The 15,609-nt window shown below is 72.3% G+C and carries 12 protein-coding genes; 6 read left to right on the top strand and 6 right to left on the bottom strand.

From position 1 onward, the window contains the following. Positions 1-129: 129 nt before the first annotated feature. Positions 130-1,971: an AMP-dependent synthetase/ligase gene (locus ACGFI8_RS34000; RefSeq protein WP_392810937.1), complete on the bottom strand. Its 1,842-nt coding sequence runs from the start codon at positions 1,969-1,971 to the stop codon at positions 130-132. 199 nt (positions 1,972-2,170) lie between these two features. Next, the gene (locus ACGFI8_RS34005; RefSeq protein WP_392810938.1) at positions 2,171-2,830 is read right to left on the bottom strand and encodes a TIGR03085 family metal-binding protein; all 660 of its coding nucleotides are present in this window, start codon (positions 2,828-2,830) and stop codon (positions 2,171-2,173) included. Between the two features lie 111 nt (positions 2,831-2,941). Between ACGFI8_RS34005 and ACGFI8_RS34010 the strand changes: the two genes are divergently transcribed. From ACGFI8_RS34010 to ACGFI8_RS34020, 3 genes are all read left to right on the top strand, one after another. Then, positions 2,942-4,792: an ABC transporter ATP-binding protein gene (locus ACGFI8_RS34010; protein WP_392811072.1), complete on the top strand. Its 1,851-nt coding sequence runs from the start codon at positions 2,942-2,944 to the stop codon at positions 4,790-4,792. Then, on the top strand, positions 4,789-6,561 hold the full coding sequence (locus ACGFI8_RS34015; protein WP_392810939.1) for an ABC transporter ATP-binding protein: 1,773 nt from the start codon (positions 4,789-4,791) through the stop codon (positions 6,559-6,561). The genes ACGFI8_RS34010 and ACGFI8_RS34015 overlap by 4 nt, the downstream gene beginning before the upstream one ends. A 396-nt stretch (positions 6,562-6,957) precedes the next feature. Next, a complete protein-coding gene (locus ACGFI8_RS34020) occupies positions 6,958-7,398 on the top strand; it encodes a hypothetical protein (RefSeq protein ID WP_392810940.1) in 441 nt (146 codons plus the stop codon). Here the strand turns inward: ACGFI8_RS34020 and ACGFI8_RS34025 are convergent. From ACGFI8_RS34025 to ACGFI8_RS34040, 4 genes are all read right to left on the bottom strand, one after another. Next, positions 7,392-8,033: a TetR family transcriptional regulator gene (locus tag ACGFI8_RS34025; RefSeq protein ID WP_392810941.1), complete on the bottom strand. Its 642-nt coding sequence runs from the start codon at positions 8,031-8,033 to the stop codon at positions 7,392-7,394. The two genes, ACGFI8_RS34020 and ACGFI8_RS34025, sit on opposite strands and share 7 nt — an antisense overlap. 252 nt (positions 8,034-8,285) lie before the next feature. Further along, positions 8,286-9,023 (bottom strand): ABC transporter permease, encoded by a 738-nt coding sequence (locus ACGFI8_RS34030; RefSeq protein WP_392810942.1) that lies wholly within the window; start codon positions 9,021-9,023, stop codon positions 8,286-8,288. 4 nt (positions 9,024-9,027) lie between these two features. Continuing rightward, on the bottom strand, positions 9,028-9,771 hold the full coding sequence (locus ACGFI8_RS34035; RefSeq protein WP_392810943.1) for an ABC transporter ATP-binding protein: 744 nt from the start codon (positions 9,769-9,771) through the stop codon (positions 9,028-9,030). A gap of 188 nt (positions 9,772-9,959) precedes the next feature. Then, entirely contained in the window at positions 9,960-12,818 is a 2,859-nt protein-coding gene (locus ACGFI8_RS34040; protein ID WP_392810945.1) for a hypothetical protein, read from the bottom strand. 294 nt (positions 12,819-13,112) lie between these two features. Between ACGFI8_RS34040 and hisI the strand changes: the two genes are divergently transcribed. Genes hisI through ACGFI8_RS34055 form a run of 3 tightly spaced genes read left to right on the top strand, consistent with a single transcriptional unit; the run spans position 13,113 to position 15,552 of the window. After that, entirely contained in the window at positions 13,113-13,460 is a 348-nt protein-coding gene (hisI, locus tag ACGFI8_RS34045) for a phosphoribosyl-AMP cyclohydrolase (protein ID WP_392810946.1), read from the top strand. Next, positions 13,457-14,992, top strand: a complete 1,536-nt coding sequence (locus tag ACGFI8_RS34050; protein WP_392810947.1) for an anthranilate synthase component I — start codon at positions 13,457-13,459, stop codon at positions 14,990-14,992. Before hisI ends, ACGFI8_RS34050 begins: the two co-directional genes overlap by 4 nt. After that, complete coding sequence (locus ACGFI8_RS34055) at positions 14,989-15,552, top strand: Trp biosynthesis-associated membrane protein (RefSeq protein ID WP_392810949.1); 564 nt, start codon at positions 14,989-14,991, stop codon at positions 15,550-15,552. Before ACGFI8_RS34050 ends, ACGFI8_RS34055 begins: the two co-directional genes overlap by 4 nt. The last annotated feature ends 57 nt before the right edge of the window (positions 15,553-15,609 follow it).

Consider the following 15,609-nt stretch of genomic DNA (forward strand, 5'->3'; position numbering starts at 1 on the left):
CCCCGCCGGCACCCGTGGGCGCCGCGGGGGGTGGGGCCCCCCCCCCCCCCCCCCCCGGGGGGGGGGGGGCCCCGGGGGGGGGGGGGGCCCGGGGCCCCACGACACTGTGGGGTGTGAGTGAGGCCTGTGTCAGATCTCCGCGAGCGAGCCCGCGTACATGCGGTCGATGTCCGGCGCGAACGACTTCTCCACGGCCCGGCGCTTGACCTTGAGCGAGGGGGTCAGCTCGCCGTCCTCGATGGACAGGTCGCGGCCGAGGATCGTGAACTTCTTGACGGTCTCCCAGCGGTTGAGCTTGGTGTTGAGCTCATTGACGTAGCCCGCGACGAGCTCCTCGGCCTCCTTGGAGGCGGCGATCTCGGCGTAGGACTTCCCGGCCAGCGCGGTGCCCTCCGCCCACGCCTTGATCGCGTCGGGGTCGAGCGTGACCAGCATCGTCACGTAGTTGCGGGCCTGGCCGACGACGATCGCCTGCGAGGTGTACGGGCATACCGACTTGAACAGGCCCTCGATGTAGCTCGGCGCGACGTACTTGCCGCCCGAGGTTTTGATCAGGTCCTTCTTGCGGTCGGTGATGCGCAGGTAGCCCTCGGCGTCGAGCTCGCCGATGTCGCCGGTGCGGAACCAGCCGTCCTCGGTGAACGCCGCGGCGGTCTCGTCGGGCAGGTTGTGGTATCCCCGCATGACGGGCGTGCCCCTGAGCAGCACCTCGCCGTCGGTGTCGAGCTTCACCTCGAGGTCGCCGAGCGCCTGGCCGACGGTGCCGATGCGCTCGCGGCCCTCGCGGTTGACGAACGAGCCCGCGGACGTCTCGGTCAGCCCGTACCCCTCCAGGATGGGCAGGCCGGCGGCGAAGAAGAACTCGCCGATCTCCGGGGCCAGCGGCGCGGATCCGGAGACCATCGCGCGCATCCGGCCGCCGAGGCGGGCGCGCAGCTTGCTGAAGACCAGCTTGTCGGCGATCGCGGCCTGGACCTTGAGCATCCCGCCCGGCTCGCGGCCGGCCAGCCGCTCGGCGGAGGCGCGCTTGCCGACCGCGACCGCCCAGGTGAAGATCTTCCACTTGGCGCCGCCGTCGGTCTGTGCGCCGGTGACCACGCGGTTGTACACCTTCTCGAAGATCCGCGGCGCGGCGCACATGAGCGTCGGGCGGATCCGGCCGAGGTTGTCGATGATCTTGTCGACCCGGCCGTCGACGTACGTGGGCTGGCCGACGTACAGCATCCCGCACAGCAGTGTCTTGCCGAACGAGTGCGACAGCGGCAGCCACAGGAACTGCAGGTCGTCGATGTTGAGTACGCCCGTGTCCTGCTGCGTCTTGCCCTGCCAGACCCAGCCGGCGTGCAGCAGCTCGACGCCCTTGGGCCGGCCCGTGGTGCCCGACGTGTAGATCAACGTGGCGAGCCGGTCGCCGTCGATGCCGGCCGCGATCCGGTCGATGAGCTCCGGGTCCGCGGTGGTCGCCGCCCGTCCGGCCTCCTCCAGCTCCGCGAGGGTCAGCGTCTTCACGGGTTCGGTACCGCTGGGAGCCCCGTCGATCAGCACGACCGCCGTCAGGTTCGGCAGGTCCGCGCCGCCGAGCTTGGCCGCCTGGTCCGGGTTTTCGGCGATGAGCACCTTGGAGCCGGAGTCGGCGACGATGTAGACGGCCTCTTCGGGCTCGGTCGTCGGGTAGACGGTGGTGGTGGCGGCGCCCGCCAGCATGATGCCGAGGTCCGCGAGGATCCAGTCGACGCGGGTGCTGGACAGCACCGCGACGCGGTCCTCGGCCTGCACGCCGAGCGTGGTCAGGCCGGCGCCGATGGCGCGGGCGCGCTCGCCGGCCTCGCGCCAGGTCATCCAGATCGGGTCGGCGGCGTCGTCCGGGGCGGGGCGGCCGAAGGCGCGGGCGTCCGGGGTCTCGGCCACCCGGTGGAGGAACATGTCCGGGATCGAGCGGTACGGCAGTTCGAGCCGCTGGGTCTGGGTCATGATCGGCCTTCCGGGGGCGTCCGGGAGCGAGCACCGGCGCCCGTGACTGCCATCACGTCCTCCGGTTACCAGACGGTAAACCGTCGATCCCTTCACCGGCTAGACCCGAAACCGAAACGTGAGGAACCGCCGGATCCCGTGCCCCGGAACCTCACCGGAATCCGTTACTGGAACCGGAATCGAGACCCAGCGGCGCCGCTCAGATGCCCAGTCGCGCTCCCCGGAGGCGTTCGACCAGATCTTCCGGCCCGGTGAGCTCGACCTGGGCGGCGGCCTGGCGGCCGGTGAAGAACAGCAGCAGCTCGCCCGGGGCACCCTCGACGGTCACCTGCCGGGCCGGGTCGGGGTCGCCCTTGCCGGCCGTGAACGGCTCCATGATCGGTTCCGAGGCCGGTTCCAAGCCCGGCGACCGCACCACGATGCTGGCCGGGAACCGGCGGGTCGACAGCCGCGCCGAGCCCCTGGCGCGGGCGCCCAGGGCCCGCGCGTAGGCCTCCGGCAGCTCGCGCGGCGCCCAGCCCGGCGCCGCGCGGCGGACGTCTTCGAGGTGGATGAAGAACTCGACGAGGTTGACGGCCTCCTCGGCGAACCCGGGGCGTACGAGCGGCGCGGGGGTGCGCACCTTCTCGACCAGCGCCGCGTAGTCGCCGGCGGCGAGCCGGTCCTGGACCTTCTTTGTGTGCCCGGCCACGGGCTTGATCAGGATGCCGGCCGCCGCGTCGGGTCGGCGCTCGCGCAGCACGAGGTGTGCGGCGAGATCGCGGGTGGCCCAGCCCTCGCAGAGGGTGGGCGCGTCGGGGCCGGCGGCGAGCAGCGCATCGGCGAGCGCCGCGCGTTCGGCGCGGGCGAAGGACGTCATGTGCGTAACGCTAGCCCCGAAATTGTCGTAGGTCGTCGGTAAGGTTGGCGTGCGTTCGGGGTCGCTTACCGGGCGCGGCGAAAACAGGGGGCTGATGTGACCAGCGGCAAGGTGCTCGCGAAGGGCTTTCGGGTGCTGGGTCACGCCGTCCGTGACGAGCCTCACATGTTCGTCGTCTCGGTCGTCGGCAGCGTGTTGTTCAGCATCCTCACGATCGCGACCGCCTTCGTCTCCGGCGGGGTGGTCGGCCGGATCGTGGTGCCGGCGTTCGAGCGAGGTCACGTCGCCACCGGCACGCTTCTGCTCGGCGGCCTGGCGATCCTCGCGGTCAGCCTCGGCAAGGTCGTCGGCATCTTCGGCCGCCGGCTGGGCGCCGGGGCCATGCAGTTCAACCTCCAGGCGAAGTACCGCCGCGCGGTGACCCGCCGCTATCTGCGCCTGCCGCTGGCCTGGCACCAGCGCCACCCCACCGGCACCCTGCTGTCCAACGCCAACGCCGACGTGGAGTCGGCGTGGTATCCGATCGCGCCTTTCCCGATGGCGGTCGGCACGGTCGTCATGCTGGTCGCCGCGGTCGTCTCGCTGTTCGCCACCGACTGGGCGATGGCGCTGGTCGGCGTCGCGATCTTCCCGGCCCTGCTCGGCGTCAACGTTGCCTACTCGCGCCGCATGGCGCCCCGGGTCGCCCGGGCCCAGCAGCTGCGCGCCGAGGTCAGCGCGGTCGCGCACGAGAGCTTCGACGGCGCGCTCGTCGTCAAGACCATGGGGCGCGAGGCGTCGGAGACCGAGCGCTTCGCCGCGAAGGCCGTCGAGCTGCGCGACGCCACGATCCGGGTCGGCCGGATCCGCGCGCTGTTCGACCCCGTCCTCGACGCGCTGCCCAGCGTCGGCACCCTCGCGGTGCTCGTCGTCGGCGGCTGGCGCTATCAGCAGGGCGCCGCCGACGTCTCCGAGGTCGTCAGCGTCGCGTTCCTGTTCACCGTGCTGGCCTTCCCGGTCCGGGCCATCGGCTGGGTCCTCGCCGAGCTGCCGCGCAGCGTCGTGGGCTGGGAGCGGATCCGGCACGTGCTCGACGCCGAGGGCGACACCGTCTACGGCGACACCGATCTGCCCGGCACCGGACCGGCCGCGCTGCGCTTCGCTGGCGTCGGCTTCGCCTACACCGACGAGGACGGCGCCGGCCCCGGCGTGCTCACCGACGTGACGTTCGACGTGCCGGCCGGGCGCACCGTCGCGCTCGTCGGCCCGACCGGCTCGGGCAAGTCGACCATCGCCGCCCTCGCCGCCCGGCTCGTCGACCCCGTCTCCGGCGTCGTCGAGCTCGACGACGTCGACGTGCGCGAGCTGACCCAGGACGCGCTCGTGCGCAGCACCGCGCTGGTCGCCCAGGTCCCGTTCGTCTTCGACGACACCATCCGCGGCAACATCACGCTCGACCGGCCCGGCGTCGACGACGGCGCGGCCTGGCGGGCGCTGCGGCTGGCCCAGGCCGACGGGTTCGTCGGGCACCTCGCCGACGGGCTCGAGACGACCGTCGGCGAGCGCGGCACGTCGCTGTCCGGCGGGCAGCGCCAGCGACTCACCATCGCCCGGGCCCTTGCCGGCGCCCCGCGCCTGCTCGTGCTCGACGACGCGACCAGCGCCGTCGACCCGCGCGTCGAGGCCGCGATCCTCGCCGCCCTGCGCCGCGCCGACGGCGCCACGCAGCCGGCCTCGATCCTCGTCGTGGCCTACCGGCGGGCCACCATCGCCCTGGCCGACGAGGTGGTCTACGTGGAGCGCGGACGGGTCGTGGCCCGCGGCACCCACACCGAGCTGCTGGACAGCGCGCCCGGCTACGCCGACCTGGTCACGGCGTACGAGAAGGCCGAGGAGGAGCGGGAGCGCGAGCACGCCTTCGACGGCGACCGCCTGGACGACGGTCTGGACGACCGCCTGGACGAGGAGAGCGTGACCGCATGACGAGCACCGTCGAGGCCGCCCCGCGGGCGGGCATCCTGCGGCGCGGCCTGGCGCTGTCCCCGGAGCTGTTCACCGGGCTGGCCGGCACGCTCGGCCTGGCCCTGGTCGCCACCGCCGGTCGGGTCGCCGTGCCGGTCGCCATCCAGAAGAGCATCGACCTGGGCATCCACGCGCGCGGCGGGCCCGACCTCGGCCTGGTCGGCACGATCGTGGCGATCACCTCGGGCGCGCTGGTGCTGACCACGTTCAGCGCCTACCTCATGAACGTGCGCCTCTTCACCGTCAGCGAGACAGCGCTGGCCGGCATCCGCGCCCGCACGTTCCGGCACATCCACGATTTGTCGATGCTGCACCAGCAGTCCGAGCGGCGCGGCGCGCTCGTCTCCCGGGTCACCAGCGACGTCGATCAGATCAGCCAGTTCCTGCAGTTCGGTGGACTGTTGTTCCTCGTCAGCCTCGGCCAGCTCACGGTCACCACGATCGTCATGCTCGTCTACTCGTGGCAGCTGACCCTCGTCGTCTTCGCCGCCTTCGCGCCGCTGCTCTTCGTCGTGCGGTTCTTCCAGCGCCGGCTCAGCGTCTTGTATCTCGAGGTCCGCGAGAGCGTCGGGGCGATGCTCGGCGCCATCGCCGAGAGCGTCGTGGGCGCCTCGGTCGTGCGCGCCTACGGCATCCAGGGCCGCACCGGCGAGCGGCTGGACCAATCGATCGAGCGCAGCCGGCGCAGCCAGTTCCGCGCCCAGACCAACAACGTGATCAGCATGAGCTTCGGCGAGCTCGCGGCCGGCCTCGCGCTGGCCGGTGTCGTGGTCGTCGGCACGCTGCTCGGCGTCGGCGGCCGGCTCAGCGTCGGCCAGCTCACCGCGTTCCTGTTCCTGGCCACCCTGTTCGTGCAGCCGGTGCAGGTGGCCACCGAGGTGCTCAACGAGGCGCAGAACGCGATCGCCGGCTGGCGGCGGGTGCTCGACATCGTCGAGACCGAGCCCGACGTCGCCGACCCCGGCGCCGACGGCCGCGCCCTGCCGGACGGCCCGATCGACGTCCGGTTCGAGCACGTCCACTTCGCCTACCCCGACGGCCCCGAGGTGCTCACCGACGTCCACCTCACCGTCGCCGCCCGCACCCGGGTCGCCGTCGTCGGCGAGACCGGCAGCGGCAAGACCACGTTCGCCAAGCTGCTGACCCGGCTCATGGACCCGAGCCGGGGCCGGGTCCTGCTCTCCGGCGTGCCGCTCGGCGACGTCCGCTTCGACTCGCTGCGCAGCCGCGTCGTCATGGTTCCGCAGGACGGTTTCCTCTTCGACGCGAGCATCGCTGACAACGTCCGCTTCGCCCGCCCCACCCTCACCGACATCGATCTCGAACTCGCCTTCACAGAGCTCGGCCTCATCGACTGGGTCGAGGGCCTGGCCGACGGCCTGCACACCCAGGTCGGTGAGCGCGGCGAGGCGCTGTCGGTGGGGGAGCGGCAGCTGGTGGCGCTGGCCCGGGCATACGTGGCCGACCCCGACCTGCTCGTCCTGGACGAGGCCACGAGCGCCGTCGACCCGGCCACGGAGGTCCGCCTGCAGCGCACGCTCGACGCGGTGACCCGCGGCCGCACGACGATCGCGATCGCCCACCGCCTGTCGACCGCCCAGGCCGCCGACGAGGTCATCGTGGTCGACAAGGGCCGCGTCGTCCAGCGCGGCCCGCACGCCCGCCTGGTCACCGAGCCCGACTCAATCTACGCCCGCCTTTACGCATCCTGGCTCGAACAAACCCGCTGACCCCGTCCCGCGGGCGTTCCCCTCCCGCAGCGTTCGGCCCCGCCTGCGGCGCTGGGGCCCGCCTGCGGCGCTGGGCCCCGCCTGCGGCGCTGGCTTGGAGCGACCGTCATGCGCTCGGCGGTCGCGGTGCGCGGGTTTTCATCATCACGGAGTGAACGTGCTGCTCCTTGTACATGTTGACTCCGTGATCACGGCGAAAAGCGCACGCCGGTCGGCGCGGATCGCACGCCCGGCCGCTGCTTGCTCGGGCGTGTGTCGTTGTCCGGCGGCTTGTCGTTTGCGGTGACCTCGATCGTGGACGCTGGGCGTAGGTTTTGTCACCGGGACGGATTCCATTTACGTGCGGCTCTATGCGTCGAGGCGGGGTGGGCGCGCCGATCGCCTACATTTGGCTGCATGCCAGCCGGGGGGCGCCGATCCGTGCCAATGCAGGTCCGCATCGCGGTGACGGGTTTCAATGCGGTCGGCGGCGCCATGCTCACGCTCGCGCTGGCCGCGCTCGGCGTGCTGCTGTCCGGTATGCAGATCGACCCCGTGGCGCAGGGCGGCACCGCCTACCTCGACTTCGTCCTGTTCTTCAACGCGGCCCTGTTCATGTCCCCGCTGGCGGCGGTCCTGGTCTTCCTGGGCATCCGAGTGCGGCGCGGCGAGTACTGGGCCTGGCTGGCGAGCCTGGTGTTCTGGGCGTTCGTCGGCACCACGACCCCCCTGCTGGCGTGGCTGCTGGAGGCCCCGCTGCCCTTCGGCCTCCTGCCGGTCCTGTGCGCCGTCACGCTCCTCGCCCTGCTGCTGACCCCCCAGGCTCGCACCTACTGCGCCGACCTCGTCGACTACTGACCCCTCGGCGTGGCCTCGCGGACCGATTTGTTCGACACATCCGGTCGGGGGAGGGGATCGGCGAGGTAGTGCTGGATGGTGGGGCCGATGTTGCGCACGACGTCGTCCTGGGTCATGGAGGCCAGGGGCTCGAGCTTCAGGATGTACCGCATCAACCCCAGGCCGATCATCTGCGAGGCGACCAGGGCGGCGCGCTTCGGGGCCTCGGCGGGGTCCAGGTTGAGGGTGCGGGTCGCGCGGCGCAGGATCTGGCTCACCAGGAACTCCCGCAGCATGCGGGCCGACCACTCGTGCTGCAGCGCGCTGCGGACCAGGGCGGCTGCCGTGCTGCCGGCGGGGGAGTCCCAGACGGTGAGGAAGGCGCGTACCAGGCGCTCGCCGACGCCGTCCAGGCCGGGCTCGAAGACCTTCGGCAGGACCGTGCCGGGGTCAAGCGGGGCGTTCATCGCGGCGAGGAACAGCTTGTCCTTCGACCCGAAATAGTGGTGCACCAGCGCCGGGTCGACCCCGGCGCTGGTGGCGATCTGGCGGATGGACGCCCCGTCGAAGCCGCGCTCCGCGAAGGCCTTGGTGGCGGCGGCCAGGATGGCCTCTCGCGTGTCCTGGTTGCCGGGGCGTCGTCCGGTGCGGGCCATGAGCCTCTTTCTGCCGTTCCTTGTTGCCTGTTCGTGCCGTTTCCTCGTTGCCTTACTGCCGCTGCGTTGCCTGGTGCCACCGCGTGTTGCCGGTCGTGCGGTGCCTTGTTGCGGTGGCGCCGTCCGGTTTGCGGTCCCCACGGCCGTCGGCTCGCCGGCCGGCGGGGTCCGCGCGTTCGGGCGGTGCTGCCATGCGGTGCGCCGGCCTGCGTGGCCGGGTGCCCGCCCCCGGGGCGACGGGGCGGGCGCGGGTCATGCGGTGCGGCGGCGGAGCGTGGCCGCACCGAGCAAGAGTGCCACGATCACACAGCCGACGATGATGGCGAGGTCCCGCCACATGATCGACGTCGGGTCCGTGTGGGTGCCGAGCTCGGTGAGGGCCTGCACGGCGTACGACATGGGCATGACGTCGCTGATCGCCTCCATCCAGCCGGGCATCCGGTCCCGGGGCTGCAGCAGGCCGCAGAGCAGGACCTGGGGGAGTACGACGGCGGGCATGAACTGCACGGCCTGGAACTCGCTGTCCGCGAAGGCGCTGACCAGCAGGCCGAGCGCCATGCCGAGCACGGCGTTGCCGACCGCGATGACGCCGACGAGCCACGCCGGCCCCAGCGTGTCCAGGCCGAGCAGCCAGAACGCGAGCGTCGAGACGATCGCGGCCTGTACCGCGGCGGCCACCGCGAACGCGATGCCGTAGCCGAGCAGGATGTCGACCTTGCCGATCGGCGTGGTGAGGAGCCGCTCCAGGGTGCCGCTGGTGCGCTCGCGCAGCATCGCCACGCTCGTCAGCAAGAACATGATCACCAGCGGGAACACGCCCAGCATGATGAGGCCGACGCGGTCGAACAGCAGGGGGTTGTCGTCGTAGAGGTACCGAAGCAGGGTCAACAGGACGGTCGGGACCACGAGGATCAGGGCGATCGTCCGGCGATCGTGCCGAAGCTGGCGCAGGATGCGCCCGGCGGTGCCGAAGGTCAGTCGCAGGGACATTGGGTCAGCCCACCTTCTCCGGGTCCTGTGCCTTCGCCGTTTCCTGTGCCTGCACGAGCCTGAGGAACGCCTCGTCCAGGTCGTCGGTGCCGGCGCTCTGACGTACCTCCGCGGGGGTCTGATCGGCGATGAGGTACCCCTCGCGGATCAGCAGGAGCCGGTCGCAGCGGCCGGCCTCGTCCATCACGTGGCTCGACACGAGCAGCGTCGAGCCGGCGGCGGCCAGCGCGTGGAAGTGCTGCCAGAGCTCGTTGCGCAGGACCGGGTCCTGACCGACGGTCGGCTCGTCGAGCACGAGGAGTCGCGGCTTGCTCACGATCGCGCAGGCGAGCGACGCGCGGGCGCGCTGGCCCCCGGAGAGCTGGCCGACCAGCTGGTCCTTGGCCTGACTCAGGCCGACGTCGCTGATCGCCGCGTCGGCCTGCTTCGCGCCGAGGCCGTAGAGGGACGCGAAGTACCTCGTGTTCTCGCGGACGGTGAGGTCGGCGTACACGCTCGGTGCCTGGGTGAGGTAGCCGACCTTGTCACGCAGCGGCTTCGACCCTGCGGGGTGGCCGAGGACCGTGACGGTCCCACTGACGATCTTCTGTACGCCGACGACGGCGCGCATGAACGTGGTCTTGCCGCTGCCGCTGGGGCCGAGCAGGCCGGTGACGCTGCCGCTGGGCACGGTGCAGGTGAAGTCGTGCAGCACCCGCCTTTTGCCGCGCGCGATGACGAGGTGTTCGACCTCGACCGCGTTGCTCATCGTGGATTCCTTCTTCCGGGCGGTCGGTCTGGGTTTGTCGGGGCGGTGCGATGTGCGGTGCGATGCGGCGGTCTCGAAACTCAACGCCTGATGAACTCAACGGTAGATGAAATCTGCGCGGCCCGTCAATGCGACAGGGGGCGGACCGGTTGCCGGTCCGCCCCCTGTGCTGGGGTTTTCGGGTTGCGTCAGAGCGACAGGACCCGCTCGAGGAAGTCCTTGTACTGCCGCAGCGCCACGCGCAGCGCCTCGGTGTCGGGGTGCTTCGACGACTTGGCCGGGTTGAGGGCGTGCTGCTGCTCCTGCAGCTTCTCGGCGAGGGTCTCGATCGCGTCACCGACCACGGCGGACGCGCGGGCGACCGCCTTGACCGGGTCGTCGACGAACCCGGCCTCGGCCTTCCCCAGCCGCCGCCGGAACTTGTCGGCACGCTTCTGCTTCCACAGCACGATGCGCCGCTCGACAATGTCCCCGGGCCGCAACGGCGCGGGGGCGACGGCCGCGTACTCGACCTCGTCGTCCTCCTCGTCCACGACGATGTCGACCGGCTCGGCGTCCTCCTCCTCTTCGTCGACGTCCTCGATCTCGGCCACGAGCACCAGGACGTCCTCGTCCTCGTCCTCGTCGTCCTCGTCGACGGCCGCCTCGATGTCGCCGTCCTCGTCTTCGTCGTCCTCAGCGTCGGCTTCGGCTTCGGGCTCCTCCGCGGCGTCGTCGTCGCCTTCCTCGGCGTCGGCGTCGGCGTCGGCGTCGGCTTCGGCCTCGGCCTCGGGCTCTTCCGCGGCGTCCTCGGCCTCGGCGTCCTCGGCCTCGCCGGTCACCTCTTCGATGTCCGCGACAAGGTTGACCTCCTCGGCCGACCCTTCCTCCTCGGCGTTGTCGACGCCGGCCTCGATGACCTCGACCAGCTCGTCGGTCGGCTCCTCGGCGGCCTCCTCCTGAGCCTCCTCGGCCTCGGCGGCGACCTCCTCTGCGGCGTCCTCCACGGCCACCTCGTCCGACGCCTCTTCGGCCTCGGCCGTAGGCTCCTCGGTTGCGTCGTCCTCCGACTCCTCGGCGGCCTCTGCGGCGGGCTCCTCGGCGTCCGCGTCCTCCGACTCCTCGGCGGCTTCCTCGGAGGCCTCGGCCTCGGGCTCCTCCGTGGTCTCCTCTTGGGCCTCTTCGGTCTCGGCGGCGGGCTCCTCGGTGACCTCGTCGGCTTCCGCGGCGGGTTCGTCGTCGGTCTCGGCGGCGGGTTCGTCGTCGGTCTCGGCGGCGGGTTCGTCGTCGGCTTCCGCGGCGGGCTCTTCCTCGGTCTCGGCGGCCGGCTCCTCCTCGGCGGGGGCGTCGGCGGCTTCCTCGGTCACCGCCTCCGGTTCGTCCTCAGCCGCGACGTCCTCCGCTTCCGCAGCCGGTTCGTCGCTCTCCGTTGCATCGACCTCCGCGACCGGGTCGGCATCTTCGTCCGTCTCGCTCTCTGCGGCGTCGGCGTCGCTCTCGGCGACCGGCTCCTCGTCGCCCTCGGCCGCGGCGGGCTCCGCCTCGGCTTCCTCGTCGGCGGGCGCCTCCTCGACGACCACCTCGGCGGCCGGCTCGTCCGCGTCGGCCTCTTCGCTCTCGTCCCCGGCCTCGTCGGCAACGGCCTCGGGCTCCACGTCGTCGCTCTCGGCGACGGCCTCGGCCTCATCGGTCGCCTCGGGCTCGACCTCCTCCGCCTCGGCGGCCGGCTCTTCCTCCGCGGCTTCCTCGGTCGTCTCGGCCTCTGCCTCGGCGGCCGGCTCTTCCTCCGCGGTTTCGTCGGTGGTCTCGGCCTCTGCCTCGGCGGCCGGCTCGTCGTCCGCGGCCTCATCAGTGGCGACCGGCTCTTCGTCGGCTGCCTCCGCGGCCGGCGCTTCGTCCGCGGTCTCGTCGGTGGTCTCGGCGACCGCCTCTTCGTCGCCGGCCTCATCCGCAGTCTGGGCAACCGGCTCCTCGTCGCCGGTCTCGTCGGTCTCGGTGACCGCTTCCTCGTCGCCCGTTTCGGTGACGGCCTCGGCCTCGTCGGCGGTGTCAGCGGCCGGTTCGGCGTCGGACTCTTCCGCCTCTGCGACGGCCTCGACGTCATCGGCCTCGGCGTCGGACTCCTCCGCCTCTGCGACGGCCTCGACATCCTCGGCCTCGGCGTCCGATTCCTCCGCCTCCGCGGCAGCCTCGACATCCTCGGCCTCGGCGGCGGCCTCCGCCTCGGGCTCGTCCGTGGTCTCGGCGGCGGGCTCCTCGTCGCCCGGCGCCTCGGCGTCCGCGGCAGCCTCGATGTCCTCGGGCTCCTCGGGCTCGGCCTCGGGCTCTTCGGTGGTCTCGGCCGTGGGCTCCTCTTCGCTCGGCTCGGCGGCGGGTTCCTCGGTTTCCGCAACAGCCTCCGTGTCCTCGGCCCCAGCCTCGGTGACCTCGACGGCCGCCTCCTCGCCTTCCGTCTCGGCGACGGCCTCTTCCGCGACGTCCGTGGAAGCCTCTTCCGCGCCGTCCGTCGACGCCTCCTCAGCGCCGTCGGTGGAAACCTCCTCCGTGGTGTCCGTGGAAGCCTCTTCCGCGCCGTCCGTCGACGCCTCCTCAGCGCCGTCGGTGGAAACCTCCTCCGTGGTGTCCGTGGAAGCCTCTTCCGCGACGTCTGTCGACGCTTCCTCAGCGACGTCCGTGGAAGCCTCTTCGGTGGCGTCCGTCGATGCCTCTTCCGAAGCTTCCGTGGAGGCCTCGGAAGCGGCGGAGTCGTCCTCCGTGAGCGGCTCCGGGGATGCGGTGGCGGGGCCGACGATGGCGGAGATGTCGTCGGGTACGGAGACGGAGATCGCCGAGGTGTCGGCGAGGTGGTCTTCAGCGGCGGGCGGGGTCTCAGCAGACTCAGCGGACTCAGCGGACTCGGGGGACTCGGCCGGGACGGCGGGCGTATCGTCGGCCTCGGCGGCCGCCGGGGCGTCGTCGAGCGGCTGGCGCGGCTCGGGCACCACGGCCTCGGCCGGCTTGTCCTCCGAAGCGGCTACTTCCGGGGACGGGCTCGACTGGTTGTTCGGCGGGGTGAAGTTGGGATGCATCGTTGGGTCCTCCGTCCGCTCGGTCCGAACGGGGGCAGCCACCCGGTCGGACTGCTGCTTGGCTCAGCGCTGGGGTCGCGGACGCCGGGAGGCCGAGCGGCGCCCGGAACCGACGACCGCATGACCGACGGTGGGGTGCCCCCAGCGAGACGGGTAGGGGGTGGCCGTCGGCGGGCGGGGAAGGTGGGCGACCGCGCAGATCTTCCGTGCGGCGCACCGCCAAGGTACTCCCTCAACACCAGCAGCCATAGACCCCAAACCGCCGAGTGTCCACGGTGCGGGAGAATTGCCGTTGTGTCGTCGAACCTTGATCCAGAAGTCGCCAACCGTCTACGCCGGAACGAGGCCGGGCTGGTGCCCGCGATCGTCCAGGAGCACGGCACCGGGCAGGTGCTCATGCTGGCGTGGATGGACGACGAGGCCCTGCACCGCACCCTCACGACGGGGCGGGCCACCTACTGGTCGCGCAGCCGCAACCAGTACTGGGTCAAGGGCGAGACCTCCGGCCACGCCCAGCACGTCAAGAGCGTGGCGCTCGACTGCGACGGCGACACCCTGCTGCTCATCGTCGAGCAGACCGGCGCTGCCTGTCACACCGGCAACCACACGTGCTTCTTCACCCCACTGGAGGTGGCCGGATGACCACCGGCGCCGTGGCCCCGGACGAGGCCACCTTCCGCGAGCTGGCCCGCACCCGCCGGGTGGTGCCGGTGACCCGCCGGCTGCTGGCCGACGGCGAGACACCGGTCGGGGTGTACCGCAAGCTCGCCGGCGGCCCGGGCACGTTCCTGCTCGAGTCCGCCGAGCAGGGCGCCGGGGCGGCGGGGGCGGTCTGGTCGCGGTACAGCTTCATCGGGGTCCGCAGCGTGGCCACGCTCGTCGAGCGGGACGGGCACGCGCACTGGCTCGGCACGCCGCCCGCGAACGTGCCGGTCGACGGGGACCCGACCGAGGTGCTGCGGGCCACGATCGCGGCGCTGACCGCGGACGACGCCGACCTGCGCGACCTGGACCTGCCGCCGCTGTCGGGCGGGCTCGTCGGCTTCCTGTCCTATGACGCGGTACGCCGCTTCGAGCGCCTGCCCGAGCTCGCCCTCGACGACCTGCACCACCCCGAGCTGGGCATGATGCTCGCGACCGACCTCGTCGCGCTGGACCACTTCGAGGGCGCGGCGCTGCTGATCGCCAACGCGGTGCTGCCCGCGGCCGGGGCGGACGACGCGGTGGTCGGCGCCGCGTACCACCAGGCGATCGGCCGGCTCGACGCGATGACCACGGCGCTGTCCCGGCCCACGCCGCCGCTGGTGTCCACTGTGGACAGAGTGCCGCTCGGCGAGGTGGTCAGCCGCACGCCGGTGGGGGATTATCCGAAGGCGGTCGAGGTCGCCAAGGAGGCCATCCGGGCCGGGGAGTGCTTCCAGATCGTGGTCGCCCAGCGCTTCGAGCGCGCCACCGAGGCCGACCCGCTGGACGTCTACCGGGTGCTGCGGACGACCAACCCCAGCCCGTACATGTACCTGCTGCGCTTCGACGGCTTCGACGTGGTCGGGTCGTCACCCGAGGTACACGTGAAGGTGGACGGGCGGAGGGCACTGCTGCATCCGATCGCGGGCACGCGCTGGCGCGGGGCGACGCCGGAGGAGGACGCGGCGCTCGCCGCCGACCTGCTCGCCGACCCGAAGGAGCGGGCGGAGCACGTGATGCTCGTCGACCTCGCCCGCAACGACCTCGGGCGGGTGTGCAAGCCCGGCACGGTGGAGGTGCCCGAGTTCATGACCGTTGAGCGGTACTCGCACGTCATGCACATCGTCTCGACCGTCGTCGGCGAGCTGCACGACGATCGCAGCGCGTTCGACACGCTCGCGGCGACGTTCCCGGCCGGCACCCTGTCGGGGGCGCCGAAGGTGCGCGCGATGGAGATCATCGAGGAGCTCGAGCCGACGCGCCGCGGCCTGTACGGCGGGGTCGTCGGCTACTTCGGCTTCGGCGGCGACATGGACACGGCGATCGCGATCCGCACCGCGCTGATCCGCGACCGGATGGCGTACGTGCAGGCCGGCGCCGGCATCGTCGCCGACTCCGACCCCACCGCGGAGGAGACCGAGACCCGCAACAAGGCCGCGGCGGTGCTCGCCGCCATCGCGACCGCCGAGACACTGCGGCCGGCCCGGTGAACCTGATCGGCCGGCTGACCGGCCGGCGGGGCCTCGCGACCACGGCCGTGGCCTGCGCCGCGGGCGCCGCGCTGGTCCTGCTGGCCGCCACCCGGGGCTGGCAGGACCTGGTCACCAACCAGCCGGCGCCGCTGCCGCCGATCACGAAGCACCGCACCGGCGCGGAGATCGCGCCCTGGCTTCCGGCGCTCGGCGTGGTGGCGCTGGCCGGCGCCGGCGCGCTGCTGGCCACCCGGGCCGCGGCGCGGCTGGTCGTGGGCGCGCTGCTGATCCTGTCGGGCGCCGGCGTGGTGGCGGCCGCGCTGGTCACGCTCGGTGACGACGTCAAGGTCGTCTGGCCGCTGCTGTGCGCCCTCGGCGGCCTGGTCGTGCTGGCGGCGGGCCTGGTCACCATGCGTGCCGGGCGGTCGTGGCCGGGGATGGGCGCCCGCTACGAGCGCCCGGTGGCGCCCCAGACGAACGAGAAGAACGAGCCGAAACCGGGCCGGCCCGCCTCCCAGGCGGAGCTGTGGGACGCCCTCGACCGAGGCGAGGACCCCACAACCGGGGACCGCCCCTGATCAGGGCCGGGGGCTTCCGGGCGGAGCTGCGGGTGCGATCGGCCGGGTGAGGACCTG

The sequence above is a fragment of the Dactylosporangium sp. NPDC048998 genome, assembly GCF_043197855.1.
Lineage (GTDB): Bacteria > Actinomycetota > Actinomycetes > Mycobacteriales > Micromonosporaceae > Dactylosporangium.